Genomic DNA, 16,814 nt, shown 5'->3' with positions numbered 1-16,814 from the left:
CCATGAGCCTCAAGCTCCGCCTCACCGTACTCAATTTCTTCCAGTACTACATCTGGGGCGCGTGGCTGCTGACCATCGGCACCTGGTGGTTCCAGAACCAGCACTGGTCGGGTACCAGCTTCGGCGCGATCTTCTCGACCATGGGCATCGCCTCGCTGTTCATGCCCTCGCTGGTCGGCATCGTGGCGGACAAGTGGATCAATGCCGAACGCCTGTACGGCATGCTGCAGATCTGCGGCGCGGTGGTGCTGTTCTCGATCCCGCACGTCACCGATCCGGAACAGATGTTCTGGGTGATGCTGCTGAACATGTGCTTCTACATGCCCACCATCTCGCTGGCGATCACGGTGGCCTACAACGCGCTCAAGCAGGATGGGCTCGACGTGGTCGTCACCTATCCGCCGATCCGCGTGTGGGGCACGATCGGTTTCATCGCCGCGACCTGGACCACCAGCCTGCTCGGCTTCAAGGCCTCGCCCGCGCAGTTCCACGTGGCAGCGGCTGCTTCGCTGCTGCTGGGCCTCTACGCCTTCACCCTGCCCAAGTGCCCGCCCAAGCTGGGCACCGCCGAGGGCCGCAGCCTGGTCGACAGGCTCGGCCTCACCTCGTTCGTGCTGTTCAAGAACCGCAACATGGCGGTGTTCTTCATCTTCGCGATGCTGCTGGGCGCGGCGCTGCAGCTGACCAACGCCTACGGCGACGCCTTCCTCAGCGACTTCGTCAAGGTGCCCGAGTACGCCAACCTGCTGGCGGTGAAGTACTCGACCATCATCATCTCCATCTCGCAGTTCTCCGAAACCGCGTTCATCCTGACCATCCCGTTCTTCCTCAAGCGCTTCGGCATCAAGGCGGTGATGACGATGAGCATGCTGGCATGGGTGCTGCGCTTCGGCCTGTTCGCGTTCGGCGACCCGGCCGGCGGGCTGTGGATGATCGTGCTCTCGTGCATCGTCTACGGCATGGCGTTCGACTTCTTCAACATCTCCGGCTCGCTGTTCGTGGAAAGCCAGGCCGACCCGAAGATCCGCGCCAGCGCGCAGGGCCTGTTCATGCTGATGACCAACGGCGTGGGGGCGGTGCTGGGCAGCCTGATCGCCGGCTTCGTGATCGACCATTTCTTCACCGACCACAGCTGCAATGACACGGTGCTGATCTGCAAGGACTGGCACGGCATCTGGCTGGCCTTCGCCGGCTACTCGCTGGTGATGGCGCTGCTGTTCGTGCCGCTGTTCAAGCACCGGCACGACCGCGCCGCCGCGCAACGGGTGGTGCCCACGCACTGATCCGGCGGCGGCCGGTCACGGATTGTTATTGCGAATCATTTTCATTTACCATGCGCCTCCTCATGCCGGAGGCCACATGTCCCTTTCCGTTCGCCCGCTCATCCCCTTGCTCGCCCTTGCCCTCGCCGGCACCGCCCAGGCGGCCGACCAGATCTCCGCCATCACGCTCGAACGGGTCGAGGTTTCCGAAAGCACCCTGCGCATGCCGCAGAGCCAGGGCGCGCTGCCGACCACGATCACGGTGATCACCGCCGAGGATCTGCGCCAGCAGTTGGCGATCAACCCGGACCTCTCCGACGCCATCGGCAACCTGCTGCCCTCGTTCGCCCCCTCGACGCAGAAGCTCAGCTCGCGCGGGCAGACCCTGCGCGGACGCAACCCGCTGTACATGATCGACGGCGTGCCGCAATCGAGCCCGCTGCGCAACGGTTCGCGCGATGCCTACACGATCGACCCGGCGATGATCGAGCGGATCGAGATCGTCGAGGGTTCCAACGCGATGCAGGGGCTGGGCGCCGCCGGCGGCATCATCAACATCATCACCAGGCGTGCACCGAAGCAGGATGGCGTGCGCCAGGAAGTCACCGTCAACACCAGCGCACCGACCCGCGGCGGCAACGGCCTGGGCTACGGCGCCTCGTACCTGCTCGCCGCGCGCAGCGGCGCGTTCGAGCTGGTCGCCGGCGCGGCGTGGCGCGAGCGCGGCATGTATTCGGACGCCAAGGGGCGGCTGATCGGCGTCGACGGCACCCAGGGCGACCTGATGGATTCGGCGAGCACCGACGGCTTCCTCAAGCTCGGCTACGACTTCACCGACACGCGCCACCTGCAGCTCACCGTCAACCGCTTCGACCTCAAGGGCCACGGCGACTACACCGCCGTGTCCGGCGACATGGCCAACGACCTGCCGACCACGTCGGTGCGCGGCAAGCAACCCGGCGACGCCCCGCGCAACCGCGTGCTGACCAGCAGCCTGGACTACCGCGACACCGCGCTGGCCGGCGGCGAGCTGCGCGCCCAGCTCTACCACCAGAAGAACCGCGAGCTGTTCGGCGGCGGCACGTTCGGCACCTTCCAGGACCCGGCCTATGGCCCCGGCCTGCTGTTCGACCAGTCGCAGAATGTCTCGACCAAGGACGGCGCGCGGCTGTCATGGGCACGGCGCGGCCTGCTCGACGACACGCTCACCGTGCTGGCCGGCGCCGACGGCTACCGCGACACCACCTTCCAGGAACTGACCCACACCGGCCGCCACTGGGTGCCGGACAGCACCTACACCGGCTGGGCGCCGTTCCTGCAGGCCGAATACTGGCCGCTGCACACGCTGTCGCTGTCCGGCGGCCTGCGCCGCGAGCACGGCACGCTGGATGTGCCCACGTTCCAGACGCTCGCCTTCTACAACGCCGTCACCGTGCAGGGCGGCAAGCCCAGCTTCAGCAAGACGCTGCCGAACTTCGGTGCGGTCTGGTACCTCACCGGCCAACTCAACCTGTTCGCCAGCTACGCCGAGGGCTACACCCTGCCCGACGTGGGGCGCGTGTTGCGCGCGATCAAACAGCCCGGCCAGAGCGTGGCCGACTTCCTCGACCTGAAACCGGTGGTGTCGGACAACCGCGAGGCGGGCGTCGAGTATCTCGGCGAACGCGCGGGGGCGCGCCTGAGCTACTACGTCTCGCGCTCGCGGCTGGGTTCGGTGCTGGTGTTCGACGCGCCCAACCAGGTCTACAACGTGATGCGCCAGCGCGTGTCCATCAGCGGCTGGGAGGCGCGCGCGAACTGGCAGCCGCTGGAAGGCACCCGGCTGGATGCCTCCTTCGCGATCAACCGCGGCCGCTCCGACCGCAACGGCGACGGCAGGATCGACTCGGACCTGGACGGTGCCAACATCGCGCCCAACCGGCTCAACCTGTCGTGGACGCAACGCTGGAACGACGCCTGGTCGAGCTACCTGCAACTGAGCCACCTGTACAGCCGCGACTTCAGCACGCTGGGCCAGCGCACGGCGCACTTCGACGGCTACGGCACCGCCGACGCCTACGTGAAATGGCAAACCAGGAGCGCCGGCGACTGGACGCTGGGCGTGCAGAACCTCGCCAACAAGCAATACATCAACTATGTCTCGCAGACCGTCGGCGACGACGACTCGTACTTCGCCGGCCGCGGCCGCGTGGTCTCGCTGACCTGGCAGCAGGCCTTCTGAAGTGTCCGTCGCCGCGACCGCGATCGAGGCATCCGCGCGCCGCGCCGACGCGGTGCGGTACTGGCTCAAGCGCCTGCACCGGTGGGTCGGCCTCAGCGTCGGGCTGGTCTACGCGCTGATCGCGCTCAGCGGCAGCGTGCTGGTGCTGCAGGGTCCGCTGCTGCGGCTGCTGCATCCGCCGCTGGCCGCACATGCGTTGCCCGACGCGGCGGCGCGCGCGGCCGTGCTGTCGCGCATCACGCACGAATGGCCGTCCAGGGGACTGCGCGGCGCCGATCTGCCGACCGCCGGGCTGCCGGTATGGCAACTGTATTTTTCCGACGGCTCACGGCGCTACCTCGATCCTTCCAACGGCGACCTGCTGCTGACGCGTGCACCCGGCAGCGACCTGCTGCTGACCTTGCGCGACTGGCACACCCACCTGCTCGCCGGGAAAACCGGCGAGGCCGTGCTGGGCGTGCTTGGCTGGCTCATGCTGGGGCTGCTGCTTTCCGGCGTGTGGCTGTGGTGGCCGGGCCGGCGGAACCTGCGCGGCAGCCTGCGCCTCCATACCCAGCCACCGGCACGGCGCTGGGTCAGCTGGCATCGCAGCATCGGCGCGCTCAGCCTGCCGTTGCTGCTGCTGGTGACCCTGACCGGCACCTTGATGGTCTACGGCAAAGGCACCCGGCACGTCCTGCAGACACTGTTCGCGGATGCGCCGGCCACGCCGACGCCGGCCCGCATCGCGCCGCGCCCACAGGCGATCGACTGGGCGGCGGTGCTCGACGCCGCGCAGCACGCGCTGCCGGGCGCCGAATTGCGCCGCATCGCGCTGCCCTCGGCCGACGACGGCCGCGTGACGATCCGCGCGCGGGCGCCGGGCGAATGGCATCCGGTCGGGCGCAGCCAGGTGTGGCTCGATCCCTACCGGGCCCAGGTGCTGGGCGCCGTCGACGCCACCGCCGAGGGCACCGGCGCGCGCATCAGCAACGCGGTCTATCCGCTGCACGCCGGCAGCGTGGGCGGCCTGGCCGGGACGCTGCTGGTGCTGCTGTGCGGCCTGCTGCCGCCATTCTTCCTGGTGACCGGGTTCCTGTTCTGGCGCACGCGCCAGCGGCGCCAGCGCCGATAAGCCAGCGCCGATAAGCGATCCCGGAGGCCGTCGGCGCGGCCGTTTCCGCGATTCACCTACAATGGGCGGATGCAAATCGGCCCTTACCTGATCGACCCGCCGCTGGTGCTCGCCCCGATGGCGGGCGTCACCGACAAGCCGTTCCGCCTGCTGTGCAAGCAGCTGGGCGCGGGCCTGGCCGTGTCCGAGATGACCAGCGCCGACCCGTCCCTGTGGCAGACGCGCAAATCGCTGCGCCGGATGGACCACGCCGGCGAACCCGAGCCGGTCAGCGTGCAGATCGCCGGCTACGATCCCGCGATGCTGGCCGAGGCGGCACGCTTCAACGTCGCCAATGGCGCGCAGCTCATCGACATCAACATGGGTTGCCCGGCGAAGAAGGTGTGCAACGTGTGGTCCGGTTCCGCGCTGCTGCAGGACGAGCCTCTGGTGGCGCGCATCGTGAAGGCGGTGGTGGAGGCGGTGGACGTGCCGGTGACACTCAAGATCCGCACCGGCTGGAACCGCGAGAACAAGAATGCGCTGAACATTGCGCACATCGCCGAGGACGCCGGCATTGCCGCGCTGGCCGTGCACGGCCGGACCCGCGCCGACAAGTACGAGGGCGAGGCCGAGTACGCCACCATCGCCGCGGTGAAGGCCAGCGTGCGCATCCCGGTGCTGGCCAACGGCGACGTCTGCACGCCGCAGCAGGCGAAGCACGTGCTCGCCGTCACCGGCGCCGATGCCGTGATGATCGGCCGCGGCGCGCAGGGCCGGCCGTGGATCTTCCGCGAGATCGCCCACTACCTCGCCACCGGCGAACTGCTGCCCGAGCCCGAACCGGCCGAAGTCGCCGCGATCCTGCTCGGCCACCTCGAACACCTGCATGCCTTCTACGGCGAACCGGCCGGCGTGCGCATCGCGCGCAAGCACCTGGGCTGGTACGCGAAGGACCGTCCCGAGAACGCCGCGTTCCGGCAGGTGGTCAACCGCGCCGAGACGGCCAGCGAACAGTTGCGGCTCACCCGCGACTACTTCACCGCGCTGGCGAGCGGTCTGGCCATGGCGGCCTGAGCGCGCAGGCAGTCACCGCGGCAGCTGTCCGCGCAAACCGCTGTCCATCTCAGGCCATCGCACGTTCCAGATAACGCTGGCGCTTGCGCGGTCGCAGGCATTCCAGATCCACTTCGATCAGGCCATCGATGGAGCCGCTGAACTCCGGGTCCACGCCGAAAGCGAGGAAGCGCGCGCCGCCGGGTTCGCACAGTTCGGTGTACTGCTTGTACAGCGTCGGCACCGAGGTGCCGAGCCGGGCCAGCGCGGTTTTCATCGCCTCGAACGCGGCGGTGATGTCGAGTCCGTCGAAGGTCGGTGCCGGCGCCGCGAAGGCGAACGGCCGGCGCGCGCTGGCCAGCGTCCGTTCGCTGCCGTAGAAACGCTGGTAGTAGCCGACCACCTGTTCGCTGGCATGCCGTGGCAACGCCGCGCTGATCGACACCGCACCGTAGAGGTAGCGCACGCCCGGGTGGCGCCGCAGGTAGGCACCGATGCCTTGCCACAGGTAATCGAGGCTGCGGCTGCCCCAGTAATCCGGCACCACGAAGCTGCGACCCAGCTCCAGCCCGGCGGCCAGCCGCGGCACGGCCGCGTCGGCGTAGCGAAACAGCGAGGCGGTGTACAGGCCGGCCAGTCCGGCGCGGGCCAGCGCCTCGGCGCCGCGCATCACGCGGTAGGCGCCGGCGATGCGGCCGGCCTGCGCGTCCCACACCAGGATGTGGTCGTAACTGGCGTCGTAGCGGTCGAGGTCGCGGCTGCAGCCGGTGCCCTCGCCGACCTGGCGGAAGGTCAGCTCGCGCAGGCGTCCGATCTCCTGCAGCAACGGCGAACCGCCGGCATCGCGCGCCAGGCGGATCTGCTTGCCGTCGCTGGTGGCGCCGAGCAGCTCGGTCGCGTCCACGGCGCGCACCAGTTCGCGCGCGCCGATGGCCGGCGCCAGCGGCAACGGGCCCACGGGTGCGGGCGTTTCCGCGCGGCCGGCGGCATCCAGCGCGTGGCGGACGCGCCGCACGGCCGCGTGCTCGCCTTCGCTCTCGCCGATCGTCAGCAAGTCGCCCACGTGCAGGTGCAGCGGACGGCGGTGGCGGGTTAACATCTCGCGCGCCAGCAGCGCCGCCGATGCCGGCCGGCACAGCGCCGACATGCCGTAGAACAGCGCGGAATTGCGCGCCTCGACACGCACCGGCAATACCGGCGCCGACGCACGCCGCGCAAAACGCAGGAAGCCGGCGCGCCAGCGGCCGTCGCGCACGCCGCGCAAACCCAGCCGCGACACCTCGCCGGCGGGAAACACGATCACGCATTCGCCCCGGCGCAAGGCACGTTCGACCCGGCGCAACTCGACCACGCCGGCGGTGCCGCCGAACACGCGCACCGGCAGCAGCAGTTCCGCCAGCGGTTCCACCAGCGCCAGCACCTCGTTGGCAAGCACCCGCACGTCGCGCCGCACGCGTCCCACCATGTCCAGCAGGGCCAGCGCATCGAGCGCGCCGCAGGGATGGTTGGCGACCACCAGCAGCGCCCCGTGCGCGGGTATGCGCGCCAACGCGGCGGTGTCGACCTCATGGCGCGGTTCCAGTTCGCGCAAGGCAGCCGCGACGAAGGCCAGTCCGCGCAGCTGCGCATGTTCGGCATGGAACGCCTCGATCCGGTCGAGACCCGACCAGCGCGCCCACCGCTGCAGCAAGGTCGCCGCGAGGCGCCCGCGCCGACCGCGAAACCAGCGTGGATAACGCTGCCGCAAACGCTGCTCGATGGCTTGCATGTCACGCCCCTCGCGTTGGCCTGACGCCAGCTTGCGGAGCTTCGGCGACACCACGATTGCCCCGCTGCGACAGCGGCGTGACAGCCGTGGCGTCGAACCGCTCCGCCACGACACGCAGGCCATGCCTGCGTTAGGCTCGGGATTGCCGTGCCCGCATCCGGACGTCCGAGGAGTACCGATGAGAAAACGCCTGTGGCCGCTGTGCCTGCTTTCCCTGCTGGCGCTGATGTCCGTCAGCGGAGTCCACGCTGCCGGCCAGACCATCAAGGTCTACCCGATCGCCGCCGGTACCGCCGCGACGGTGACGCCGGCCACCGAGCTCAAGCGGGCGAACCAGCCACTGCTGGTCGGGGTGAAGGTGGCGCCGCCGTTCGTGATCGAGGACCACGGCCACTACAGCGGCCTGGCGATCGATCTGTGGCAGGAGATCGCCGCCGACCACGGCTGGAAATACGTCTACCGGCCCTACGACCTGGACGGCCTGCTGCAGGCGGTCAGCGACAGCAAGGTGGACGTGGCGCTGGGCGCGATCACCGCCACCGCCGCGCGCGAACAGCGGATGGATTTCGCCCACCCGATCACCAGCTCGGGCCTGGCCGTGGCGGTGCGCGGCGGGCAGACCGCCGGCTGGCTGGCGGTGGCGCGGGCACTGGTGTCGCCGGCCTTCCTCAAGGTGATCGGCTCGCTGACGCTGCTGTTGCTGGTGGTCGGCTTCCTGGTCTGGCTGCTCGAACACAAGCGCAACCCGGAGCAGTTCGGCGGCAGCCGCCGCCAAGGCATCTTCTCCGGCTTCTGGTGGGCGATGGTGACGATGACCACGGTCGGCTACGGCGACACCGCGCCGCGCACGGTCGGCGGACGCATCATCGGCCTGGTGTGGATGCTGACCGCGCTGCTCATCGTGTCGTTCTTCACCGCGGCGATCACCAGCGCGCTGACCGTCGGCCAGCTCAGCGAGCGCATTCGCAGCGCCGCCGACCTGGGCGGCATGCGCATCGCCAGCGTGCCGGACAGCACCAGCGCCAGCTGGCTCGACCGCGAGCAATTCGACTACGCCAAGGCCCGCGACGTCGATGCCGCGCTGGCGGAGCTGGCCGCCGGCCGCGTCGACGCCGTGGTCTACGACGAACCCCTGTTGCGCTGGAACATCCGCCGGCACTTCCGCAGTCAGCTGAAGGTGCTGCCACTGCTGCTGGAGCGGCAGGACTATGCTTTCGCCCTGCCCACCGGCAGCCGCCTGCGCGAACCGATCGACACCTCGCTGCTGCAGCGGATCAACGCGCCGGACTGGCCGCAGCGGCTGGACAAGGCCTTCGGCGCGACCGGCCAGTGAACGGGCCAACGCGCGGCGCCAACCCGTTCGGCCGTCCATACGGCTGAACGGAAACCCACCCCCACCGCGCCCCGCGGACGGGGAGGCTGCAAAGTCGAAGTGGTCGATGTATCATGCCCGACCTCTTTTATCTTTCTATCCGTACAAAGGGATATAAACCGCGATGTCCAACTACCTGTTCACCTCCGAATCGGTCTCCGAAGGCCATCCGGACAAGGTCGCCGACCAGATCTCCGACGCCGTGCTGGACGCGATCATCGCGCAGGACCCGCGCGCCCGCGTGGCCTGCGAAACCATGGTCAAGACCGGCGTGGCGATCGTCGCCGGCGAAATCACCACTGGCGCCTGGATCGACCTCGAGGCGATCACCCGCAAGGTGATCCTCGACATCGGCTACGACTCCAGCCACGTCGGCTTCGACGGCGCCACCTGCGGCGTGATCAACCTGATCGGCAAGCAGTCGCCGGACATCAACCAGGGCGTGGACCGCAAGAACCCGGAAGACCAGGGCGCCGGCGACCAGGGCCTGATGTTCGGTTACGCCACCAACGAAACGAAGGATTTCATGCCGGCGGCGATCTACTACTCGCACCGCCTGGTCGAGCAGCAGGCGAAGATCCGCAAGCGGAAGAACTCGCCGCTGCCGTGGTTGCGCCCGGACGCCAAGAGCCAGGTCACCCTGCGCTACGAGAACGGCGTGGCCACCGCGATCGATGCCGTGGTGCTGTCGACCCAGCATGACCCGTCGGTGAAGCAGAAGGACCTGATCGAAGCGGTGCGCGAGCACATCCTCAAGCCCGTGCTGCCGGCCAAGCTGATGCACAAGGCCACCAAGATCCACATCAACCCGACCGGCAAGTTCGTCATCGGCGGCCCGGTGGGCGACTGCGGCCTGACCGGCCGCAAGATCATCGTGGACACCTACGGCGGCTGGGCCCGCCACGGCGGCGGCGCGTTCTCCGGCAAGGACCCGTCCAAGGTCGACCGCTCGGCCGCCTACGCCGCGCGCTACGTGGCCAAGAACATCGTGGCCGCCGGCATCGCCGACCGCTGCGAGGTGCAGGTGAGCTACGCGATCGGCGTGGCGCACCCCACCTCGATCTCGGTCACCACCTTCGGCACCGGCAAGATCAGCGACGAGAAGATCGAGAAGCTGATCCGCAAGCACTTCGACCTGCGTCCGTACGGCATCCTGCAGATGCTCGACCTGATCCACCCGATGTACCAGCAGACCGCCAGCTACGGCCACTTCGGCCGCACCCCGCAGGTGGTCAAGGACGCCAACGGCAAGTCCTACACCACCTTCTCGTGGGAAAAGACCGACCGCGCCGAGGCGCTGCGCAAGGACGCGAAGCTGTAGGAGCGCATCTTGTGCGCGAACACCGCGCACCGAAAAAAACGGGCCGCCTCGCGCGGCCCGTTTCGTTTTGCCGTCGTACGCCTCACCGTCCCGGGACACGACGCGCGCCAGCGCAATCATCGCTGATTTCTTTGCCGCCGCGGGCAGCATTGCCCTACGCCCATCCGCGCGCCGCACCGATTCCACGCCCGTTCCGCCGGACTCATGCTGAACTTTCCACCAATGCAGATCGCAAGGAAGCCGCATGCCTTCAGTCCCGCGCCGCCACCATCCCTTTGCCCTGACTGCCGTGCTTCTGCTGGCGCTGGCACCCCCGCTCGTTGCGGCGCAGACCGGGCAAATGGAAGGCGAGAACCTGCTGATGTCGCTCCCCGACGGCTTCGTTCCCGCCTACCACAATCAAAAGGGTTCCGTGGCGATCTCCGAGATGATCCCCAGCGGCGAGACGCTCGATCACTGGAGCGAGATCCATACGATGCTCGTCCTCTACGGCGGCGGTAACCTGCCGATCGATGCCTATGTCGAGCGCGTGGGGCAAAGCTTCCGCAAGGATTGCGACATGGCCGACACGGTTCCGATCGCCAGTGGCACCGAGAACGGCTACAAGTTCGCGTTCTGGCTGCAGACCTGCTCGTACTTCGACCGGAAGAAGCCGCCGGAAACCACCTGGTTCAAGATGATCAACGGCAACGACAGCAGTTATGTCGTGCAGCACGCGGTGCATGCCGAGCCGACCACGGAGCAGACCGTGCGCTGGGCCCGGTACTTCGCCACGGTCAAGGTTTGCGACTCGCGCATTCCCGACCGGGCTTGCCCGCACGTCCAATAGCCGGCTCGGGCGCCGCCGGTCACGCCGCAACGTCGCTGCCAAGTACAATGGGCAGATGTCCCTTATCCAATTGCAACGCGTCGACTTCAGTATCGGCGGCCCGCTCCTGCTCGAACATGTCGATCTGTCGATCGGGGCGAACGAGCGCGTGTGCATCGTCGGCCGCAACGGCGAAGGCAAGTCCACCCTGATGAAGCTGATCGCCGGCGAGCTGCACGCCGACGACGGCGAGGTGCGCGTGCAGAACGGCATCGTGGTGGCGCGGATGGCGCAGGAGGTGCCGCAGGGCACCGCCGGCAGCGTGTTCGACGTGGTCGCCGAGGGGCTGGGCGACCTCGGCCGTCTGCTGGCGCGCTACCACCACCTGCTCGAGCAGGGCGACTTCGACGCGCTGGGCGAGGTGCAGCACCAGATCGAGGCGCAGCACGGCTGGGACCTGGACCGCCGCGTCGGCGACGTGATCACCCAGCTGGAGCTGCCCTGCGAGACCGATTTCGCCGCGCTGTCCGGCGGCATGAAGCGCCGCGTGCTGCTGGCGCAGGCGCTGGTGCGCAAGCCCGACGTGCTGCTGCTGGACGAGCCGACCAACCACCTCGACATCGAGGCGATCGGCTGGCTGGAAGGTTTCCTGAAATCCTTCGCCGGCAGCATCGTCTTCGTCACCCACGATCGCAGCTTCCTGCGCGCGCTGGCCACCCGCATCGTCGAGATCGACCGCGGCGCGCTCACCGACTGGCCCGGCGACTACGACAACTACCTGCGCCGGCGCGAGGAGCGCCTGCATGCCGAAGCGCAGGCGAACGCGCTGTTCGACAAGAAGCTGGCGCAGGAGGAAGTGTGGATCCGCCAGGGCATCAAGGCCCGGCGCACCCGCAACGAAGGCCGCGTGCGCGCGCTGAAGGCGCTGCGTGCGGAACGTGCGCAACGCCGCGAGCTGGGTGGCAACGTGAAGATGACGGCGGCCAGCGCGCAGGCTTCGGGCAAGAAGGTGATCGAGCTCAGGCACGTGCACCAGGCCTACGACGGTCGCGTGCTGATCGACGACCTCACGACCACCGTGATGCGCGGCGACCGCATCGGCATCATCGGCCCCAACGGCGCCGGCAAGAGCACCCTGCTGAAGATCATGCTGGGCGAACTCACCCCGCTGCGCGGTACCGCCGAGCTGGGCACCAATATCGAAATCGCCTACTTCGACCAGCACCGGCTGCAGCTCAACGACAAGCTCAATGCGCTCGACAACGTGGCCGAGGGCCGCGAGTTCATCGAGCTCAACGGCCAGCGCAAGCACATCATCGGCTACCTGCAGGACTTCCTGTTCTCGCCCGAGCGCGCCCGCGCGCCGATCACCCGCCTGTCCGGCGGCGAGCGCAACCGCCTGCTGCTGGCCAAGCTGTTCGCGCAGCCGTCCAACCTGCTGGTGATGGACGAACCGACCAACGACCTCGACGTCGAGACACTGGAGCTGCTGGAAGAACTGCTGACCGACTACCAGGGCACCCTGCTGCTGGTCTCGCACGACCGCGCCTTCCTCGACAACGTGGTCTCCAGCACCCTGGTGCTGGAAGGGGAAGGCCGCATCGGCGAATACGTGGGCGGCTACAGCGACTGGCTGCGCCAGCGGCCGGCGCCGCGCGGCACAACCGCCGGCAACAAGCCGGCCGCCGCCCCCGCCGCCGCTCCGGCCGCACCCGCCGCAGCGAAGCGCAAGCGCAGCTTCAAGGAGCAGCACGAACTGGAGCAGCTGCCCGGCCGCATCGAGCAACTGGAAACCGACATCGCCGCGCGCACCGCCGCAATGGCCGACCCGACCTTCTTCCAGCAGGGCAGCGCGGACATCGTCAAGGCGAACGAGGCGCTGGTGAAGTTGCAGGCCGAACTGGATGCAGTCTACGCGCGCTGGTCGGAATTGGATGGCTGAGCGAAGCAGGAGTGAGCGCAGAGCAGAGACCTCCCGCTCATGTGCTTTCTCTCGTTTCTCACGCCTCTCCACTCACTTCTCGCCCTTCCTCCCGGCGTATCATTCGGGGATCTTTTCCACGGACTGCCACGCATGTACACGCTCTACTACGCCCCGGGTTCGGCCAACCTGCTGGTGCACCTCGCCCTGCTCGAAATCGGTGCCCCGCACGAGCTCAAGCGCATCGATCTCGACAAGGGCGAACAGCGCAGCGCCGCGTACCTGGCGATCAACCCGAATGGCGTGGTGCCCACCCTGCTGGTCGACGGCCAACCGCACGGCGAGGCGGCAGCGCTTGCCTTGCTGCTGGCCGAGAGGCATCCCGAGGCGGCACTGGCGCCCGTCCCCGGCAGCGCGCAGCGCGCCGACTACCTGCAATGGATGCTGTACTTCGCCAACAACCTGCAGCCACTGTTCCGCCAGTGGTTCTACCCCGGCGAACACCTGGCCGACGGTGCCGACACGATCAAGCAGGCCGCCCGCGCCGGCATCGAAAAATGCTGGACGAAGATCGACGCCCATCTCGCCGCGCATGGCCCGTACATGCTCGGCGACCGCTTCAGCATGGTCGACCTCTACGCCCTGATGCTGATGCGCTGGTCGCGCAACATGCCCAAGCCCGCCACCGAATGGCCGCAACTGGCCGCACTGGCCACGCGCCTGAAGGCACGGCCGTCGTGGAAACAGGTCTGCGATGCCGAGGGCCTGATCGAGTGGGCCTGAGTCCATGAGCGACACCCCCGGCACGGACGCCTGGGCCGTCTACCTGCTCGAATGCGCCGACGGCCGCGTCTACACCGGCATCGCCCGCGACCCCGAACAACGCTACGCGAAACATCTCGCCGGCAAGGGCGCGCGCTTCACCCGCTCCAACCCGCCGAAGCAACTGCTCGGCTGGGTCTGGGTTGAAAGCCACGGCGACGCGCTACGCCTGGAGATGGCGTGGAAAAAGCTCCCCCGCGCCCAGCGCCTCGCCGCCCTCCAGGCAAGCCTTGAGCCGTAGGGCGGGCACGGCCCGCCACTCGCCGTGATGAGCCCGGACAACGGGCTGGACTTCGCCGAGAGCCGGCGGGCAGTGCCCTACATCCCGCTTGGGAAATCGCCGGCCGCGCTGCTCCTACGACGCCGTGCGGTTGGGCAGCCAAAGTTGCGCGATCGCGCCCCTGCCCTCACGGGCGCCGAGGCTGACGCCGCCTTCGTGCGCCTCGGCGATCTGCCGCACCAGGGCCAGGCCGATGCCGGAGCCGCCGGGCTTGGTGGTGAAGAACGGCACGAACAGGTTGTCGCTGCCGGGCAGGCCGGGGCCTTCATCGAGGATCTCCACCAGGGCGCGCTCACCCTCGCTGCGCCAGCGCATCAGCACGGCGCCGGCGGTGGGCAGGCTCGCCTCGACGGCATTGCGCAGCAGGTTGATCAGCGCCTGTTCCAGCTGGTCGGGGTCGGCCTGCACGCGCAACGGCTCGCCGGGTTCCACCTGCACCGCCATGCGCTGTTCCAGCCGAGCCACCGCCGGCACCAGGGCGGCCAGATCGAGCTCGCGCTGCTGCGGCGGCGGCAGCGCGGCGAGACGACTGTAGCCGGCCAGGAAACGCGCCAGCGATTCGGCGCGGTTGCCGATCACCTGCAGGCCGCCGCGGGCATCCTCGCGCCAGTCGTCGGGCAGCGGTTCGCGCGCGAGCAGGGTGGCCAGCGTGCCGGCCAGCGAGCCGATCGAGGCCAGCGAGTTGTTGACCTCGTGGCCGAGCACGCGCAGCAGGCGTTGCCAGGCCTGGCGTTCTTCTTCGCGCAACACGCGGCTGACATCGTTGACCACCAGCAACTGGCCGCTGCGGCCTTCGTTGCGCAATGGCGAGTGGCGGATCTCGAAGCGGCCACGGCGGCCGGGAAACGCGTGCCTGAGCACCTGCGAGGACGGGCCGGCCAGCAGCGCATCGAGCCCGACCTCGTCGGCACGCCTTCCGAGCAGGCCGGAGCGGTCGCCGCGCAGCAGCTGCTGCGCGGCCGGGTTGAGCAGGCGCAGGCGGGCGTCGTGGTCGAACACGAAGACCGCGCTGTCCAGCGCGGCCAGCGTCTTGCCGAGCAGGCGCGAGGCATCCTCGAACCGCAGGCGTTCCTTCTGCAGCCGCTCGGCCAGCGCGTTGATGTCGTAGATCGCGTCGCCGAGCACGCCTCCCCGCACGCCGCGCATGCTGTAGTCGCCCTCGCGCAGCGCCTCCAGCAGGCCGGCCAGCGTGTACAGCGGATACACCACGCGCCGGTGCTGCCAACGCGCGAGCAGCGCGGTGGCGACAATCACCGCACCGGCCAGCAGCCAGCACAGCGACGGTTCCGGCACGCCCGCCAGCAGCAGCACCGCCACGCCAAACAAGGCGGGCAGCGCCACCAGCCAGTTGCCCAGCAGCACGCGCCGCTCGAACGCGGGCATGCGGCCGGCGCGGCGGGCGGAATCAGTCGGCATCGCCGGACAAGGGATCGCGCAAGCCGTGCTTCTCCAGCCGCCGATACAGCGTCTGGCGGGTGATGCCGAGCGCGTCGGCGGCGTGCTGCAGGTTGCCGCCGTGGCGTTCCAGCGCGCGCCGCACCAGGTGCGCCTCGGCCTGCTCGATGGTCATGCCGTCGAGATCGGCGGGTGCAACGCCGGTGGTCGGACCGGGGCCGAAGGCTAGCGCCGAATCGCTGACCAGGTCGTGCTCGGCCAGCAGCGCGGCGCGCTCCATCAGGTGGCCCAGTTCGCGCACGTTGCCCGGCCAGCGCCAGGCGAGCAAGGCACGTTCGGCCGAAGGCGCCAGCCGCAGTCCGTGGCGGCCGTACCGTGCGGCGCTGCGTTCGAGGAAGCTGCGCGCCAGCGGCAGGATGTCGTCACGACGCTCGCGCAAGGGCGGCAGGTAGACCTCCAGCGTGTTGAGGCGATACAGCAGGTCCTTGCGGAAGCGCCCGGCCTCCACTTCGACGGCGAGGTCGGCATTGGTCGCCGAGACCAGCCGCACGTCCACGCCCTGCGTACGCGAGGAACCGAGCCGCTCGAACTCGCCGTCCTCCAGCACGCGCAGCAGCTTCGGCTGTTGCGACGCCGGCACGTTGCCGACCTCGTCGAGGAACAGCGTGCCGCCATCGGCCAGTTCGAAACGGCCGATGCGTTCGCTCTTGGCGTCGGTGTAGGCGCCGCGCACGTGGCCGAACATCTCCGACTCGAACACGTTCTCGGCGATGGCGCCCATGTTGACCTTGACCAGCGCCTTCGCGGCACGGCGCGATTGCGCATGCAGCGCCTGCGCGATCACGCCCTTGCCGGTGCCGTTCTCGCCCAGCACCAGCACGTTCGCGTCGCTGGGCGCGACCCGCGCGACCAGTTCCATCACCCGTCGCATCGCCGGCGACTCGGCGACCAGCGCCTCGCCGCCGCCGCGCAGCAGCGCGTTCTCCGCCTCCAGCCGGCGCTGCCGCCGCGCGCCAGCGCCCAGCGCGATCTGGTTGCGCACGATGCTGAGCAGCCGCGCGTTGTCCCATGGTTTCTCGATGAAATCGCCGGCGCCGCGGCGCAACGCGTCCACTGCCAACGGCACATTACCCCACGCCGTCATCACCACCACCGGCAACTCCGGCGCATGCTGGCGCAACGCGTCGAGCAGGGCCAGGCCCTCTTCGCCCGAGGTGGTGTCGCGGGTGTAGTTGAGGTCGATCAGCGCACAGCTGAAATCGCGCTGGCGCGCTGCCTCAAGCGCCGGCGCCGGGCCGTCCACGCCGACGCTGGCAATGCCCTCGGACTTCAGCAGCAGGCGCAACGCCTCGCGCACGTCGGCCTGATCATCGGCGAGAAGGATGGTGGGAGTCGTTTCGCGCATCATGTCGTCCAGCATAGGGTAGGAGCCCGCTTGCGGGCGATGCCCCGGGCTCCGTACCCGAATCGGTCGGGAAGGCATCGCCCGCTTGCG

The 16,814-nt window shown here is 69.0% G+C and carries 13 protein-coding genes; 10 read left to right on the top strand and 3 right to left on the bottom strand.

What is annotated here, in order from left to right; translation table 11 throughout:
* Nucleotides 1-2 precede the first annotated feature (2 nt).
* The 4 genes from ACVCMG_RS13705 to dusB all read left to right on the top strand — a co-directional run bounded on the left by ACVCMG_RS13705 (nt 3) and on the right by dusB (nt 5,653).
* On the top strand, nt 3-1,283 hold the full coding sequence (locus ACVCMG_RS13705; RefSeq protein WP_447114371.1) for a nucleoside permease: 1,281 nt from the start codon (nt 3-5) through the stop codon (nt 1,281-1,283).
* Nucleotides 1,284-1,359: 76 nt separating this feature from the next.
* A complete protein-coding gene (locus ACVCMG_RS13700) occupies nt 1,360-3,483 on the top strand; it encodes a TonB-dependent receptor (RefSeq protein ID WP_447114370.1) in 2,124 nt (707 codons plus the stop codon).
* A 1-nt stretch (nt 3,484) separates the two neighbouring features.
* Nucleotides 3,485-4,597, top strand: coding sequence for a PepSY-associated TM helix domain-containing protein (locus tag ACVCMG_RS13695; RefSeq protein WP_447114369.1), 1,113 nt, complete (start codon nt 3,485-3,487; stop codon nt 4,595-4,597).
* 69 nt (nt 4,598-4,666) lie between these two features.
* The gene (gene dusB, locus ACVCMG_RS13690; protein ID WP_447098142.1) at nt 4,667-5,653 is read left to right on the top strand and encodes a tRNA dihydrouridine synthase DusB; all 987 of its coding nucleotides are present in this window, start codon (nt 4,667-4,669) and stop codon (nt 5,651-5,653) included.
* Between the two features lie 49 nt (nt 5,654-5,702).
* On the opposite strand, the gene ACVCMG_RS13685 is transcribed toward dusB, so the two are convergent.
* Entirely contained in the window at nt 5,703-7,400 is a 1,698-nt protein-coding gene (locus ACVCMG_RS13685) for a lysophospholipid acyltransferase family protein (RefSeq protein ID WP_447114368.1), read from the bottom strand.
* 178 nt (nt 7,401-7,578) lie between these two features.
* Between ACVCMG_RS13685 and ACVCMG_RS13680 the strand changes: the two genes are divergently transcribed.
* The 6 genes from ACVCMG_RS13680 to ACVCMG_RS13655 all read left to right on the top strand — a co-directional run bounded on the left by ACVCMG_RS13680 (nt 7,579) and on the right by ACVCMG_RS13655 (nt 13,885).
* Nucleotides 7,579-8,733 carry a transporter substrate-binding domain-containing protein gene (locus tag ACVCMG_RS13680; RefSeq protein WP_447114367.1) on the top strand — a complete coding sequence of 385 codons (1,155 nt, stop codon included), beginning with the start codon at nt 7,579-7,581 and terminating at the stop codon, nt 8,731-8,733.
* Between the two features lie 163 nt (nt 8,734-8,896).
* Nucleotides 8,897-10,093 carry a methionine adenosyltransferase gene (gene metK / locus ACVCMG_RS13675; protein ID WP_447114366.1) on the top strand — a complete coding sequence of 399 codons (1,197 nt, stop codon included), beginning with the start codon at nt 8,897-8,899 and terminating at the stop codon, nt 10,091-10,093.
* Between the two features lie 244 nt (nt 10,094-10,337).
* Nucleotides 10,338-10,922, top strand: a complete 585-nt coding sequence (locus ACVCMG_RS13670) for a hypothetical protein (RefSeq protein ID WP_447098138.1) — start codon at nt 10,338-10,340, stop codon at nt 10,920-10,922.
* 55 nt (nt 10,923-10,977) lie between these two features.
* Entirely contained in the window at nt 10,978-12,843 is a 1,866-nt protein-coding gene (locus ACVCMG_RS13665) for an ATP-binding cassette domain-containing protein (protein WP_447114365.1), read from the top strand.
* Between the two features lie 132 nt (nt 12,844-12,975).
* Nucleotides 12,976-13,605: a glutathione S-transferase family protein gene (locus ACVCMG_RS13660; protein WP_447098137.1), complete on the top strand. Its 630-nt coding sequence runs from the start codon at nt 12,976-12,978 to the stop codon at nt 13,603-13,605.
* 4 nt (nt 13,606-13,609) lie between these two features.
* Nucleotides 13,610-13,885, top strand: a complete 276-nt coding sequence (locus tag ACVCMG_RS13655) for a GIY-YIG nuclease family protein (protein WP_447099732.1) — start codon at nt 13,610-13,612, stop codon at nt 13,883-13,885.
* Nucleotides 13,886-13,999: 114 nt separating this feature from the next.
* Here the strand turns inward: ACVCMG_RS13655 and ACVCMG_RS13650 are convergent, their stop codons facing one another.
* Nucleotides 14,000-15,307: a sensor histidine kinase gene (locus ACVCMG_RS13650; protein ID WP_447114364.1), complete on the bottom strand. Its 1,308-nt coding sequence runs from the start codon at nt 15,305-15,307 to the stop codon at nt 14,000-14,002.
* 22 nt (nt 15,308-15,329) lie between these two features.
* The gene (locus ACVCMG_RS13645) at nt 15,330-16,724 is read right to left on the bottom strand and encodes a sigma-54-dependent transcriptional regulator (protein WP_447114363.1); all 1,395 of its coding nucleotides are present in this window, start codon (nt 16,722-16,724) and stop codon (nt 15,330-15,332) included.
* Nucleotides 16,725-16,814: the final 90 nt, after the last annotated feature.

It is taken from the genome of Rhodanobacter sp. UC4451_H18 (genome assembly GCF_052978225.1).
Note: the sequence above shows the minus strand (reverse complement) of the source record. Positions and strands in the feature narration are given on the sequence as shown.

What these genes read in the sequence shown, in the direction of transcription:
- ACVCMG_RS13705 (WP_447114371.1), top strand. Translation starts at nt 3, where the DNA reads ATGAGCCTCAAGCTCCGCCTCACCGTACTCAATTTCTTCCAGTACTAC.
- ACVCMG_RS13700 (WP_447114370.1), top strand. Translation starts at nt 1,360, where the DNA reads ATGTCCCTTTCCGTTCGCCCGCTCATCCCCTTGCTCGCCCTTGCCCTC.
- dusB (WP_447098142.1), top strand. Translation starts at nt 4,667, where the DNA reads ATGCAAATCGGCCCTTACCTGATCGACCCGCCGCTGGTGCTCGCCCCG.
- ACVCMG_RS13685 (WP_447114368.1), bottom strand. Translation starts at nt 7,400, where the DNA reads ATGCAAGCCATCGAGCAGCGTTTGCGGCAGCGTTATCCACGCTGGTTT.
- ACVCMG_RS13680 (WP_447114367.1), top strand. Translation starts at nt 7,579, where the DNA reads ATGAGAAAACGCCTGTGGCCGCTGTGCCTGCTTTCCCTGCTGGCGCTG.
- metK (WP_447114366.1), top strand. Translation starts at nt 8,897, where the DNA reads ATGTCCAACTACCTGTTCACCTCCGAATCGGTCTCCGAAGGCCATCCG.
- ACVCMG_RS13670 (WP_447098138.1), top strand. Translation starts at nt 10,338, where the DNA reads ATGCCTTCAGTCCCGCGCCGCCACCATCCCTTTGCCCTGACTGCCGTG.
- ACVCMG_RS13665 (WP_447114365.1), top strand. Translation starts at nt 10,978, where the DNA reads ATGTCCCTTATCCAATTGCAACGCGTCGACTTCAGTATCGGCGGCCCG.
- ACVCMG_RS13660 (WP_447098137.1), top strand. Translation starts at nt 12,976, where the DNA reads ATGTACACGCTCTACTACGCCCCGGGTTCGGCCAACCTGCTGGTGCAC.
- ACVCMG_RS13655 (WP_447099732.1), top strand. Translation starts at nt 13,610, where the DNA reads ATGAGCGACACCCCCGGCACGGACGCCTGGGCCGTCTACCTGCTCGAA.
- ACVCMG_RS13650 (WP_447114364.1), bottom strand. Translation starts at nt 15,307, where the DNA reads ATGCCCGCGTTCGAGCGGCGCGTGCTGCTGGGCAACTGGCTGGTGGCG.
- ACVCMG_RS13645 (WP_447114363.1), bottom strand. Translation starts at nt 16,724, where the DNA reads ATGCGCGAAACGACTCCCACCATCCTTCTCGCCGATGATCAGGCCGAC.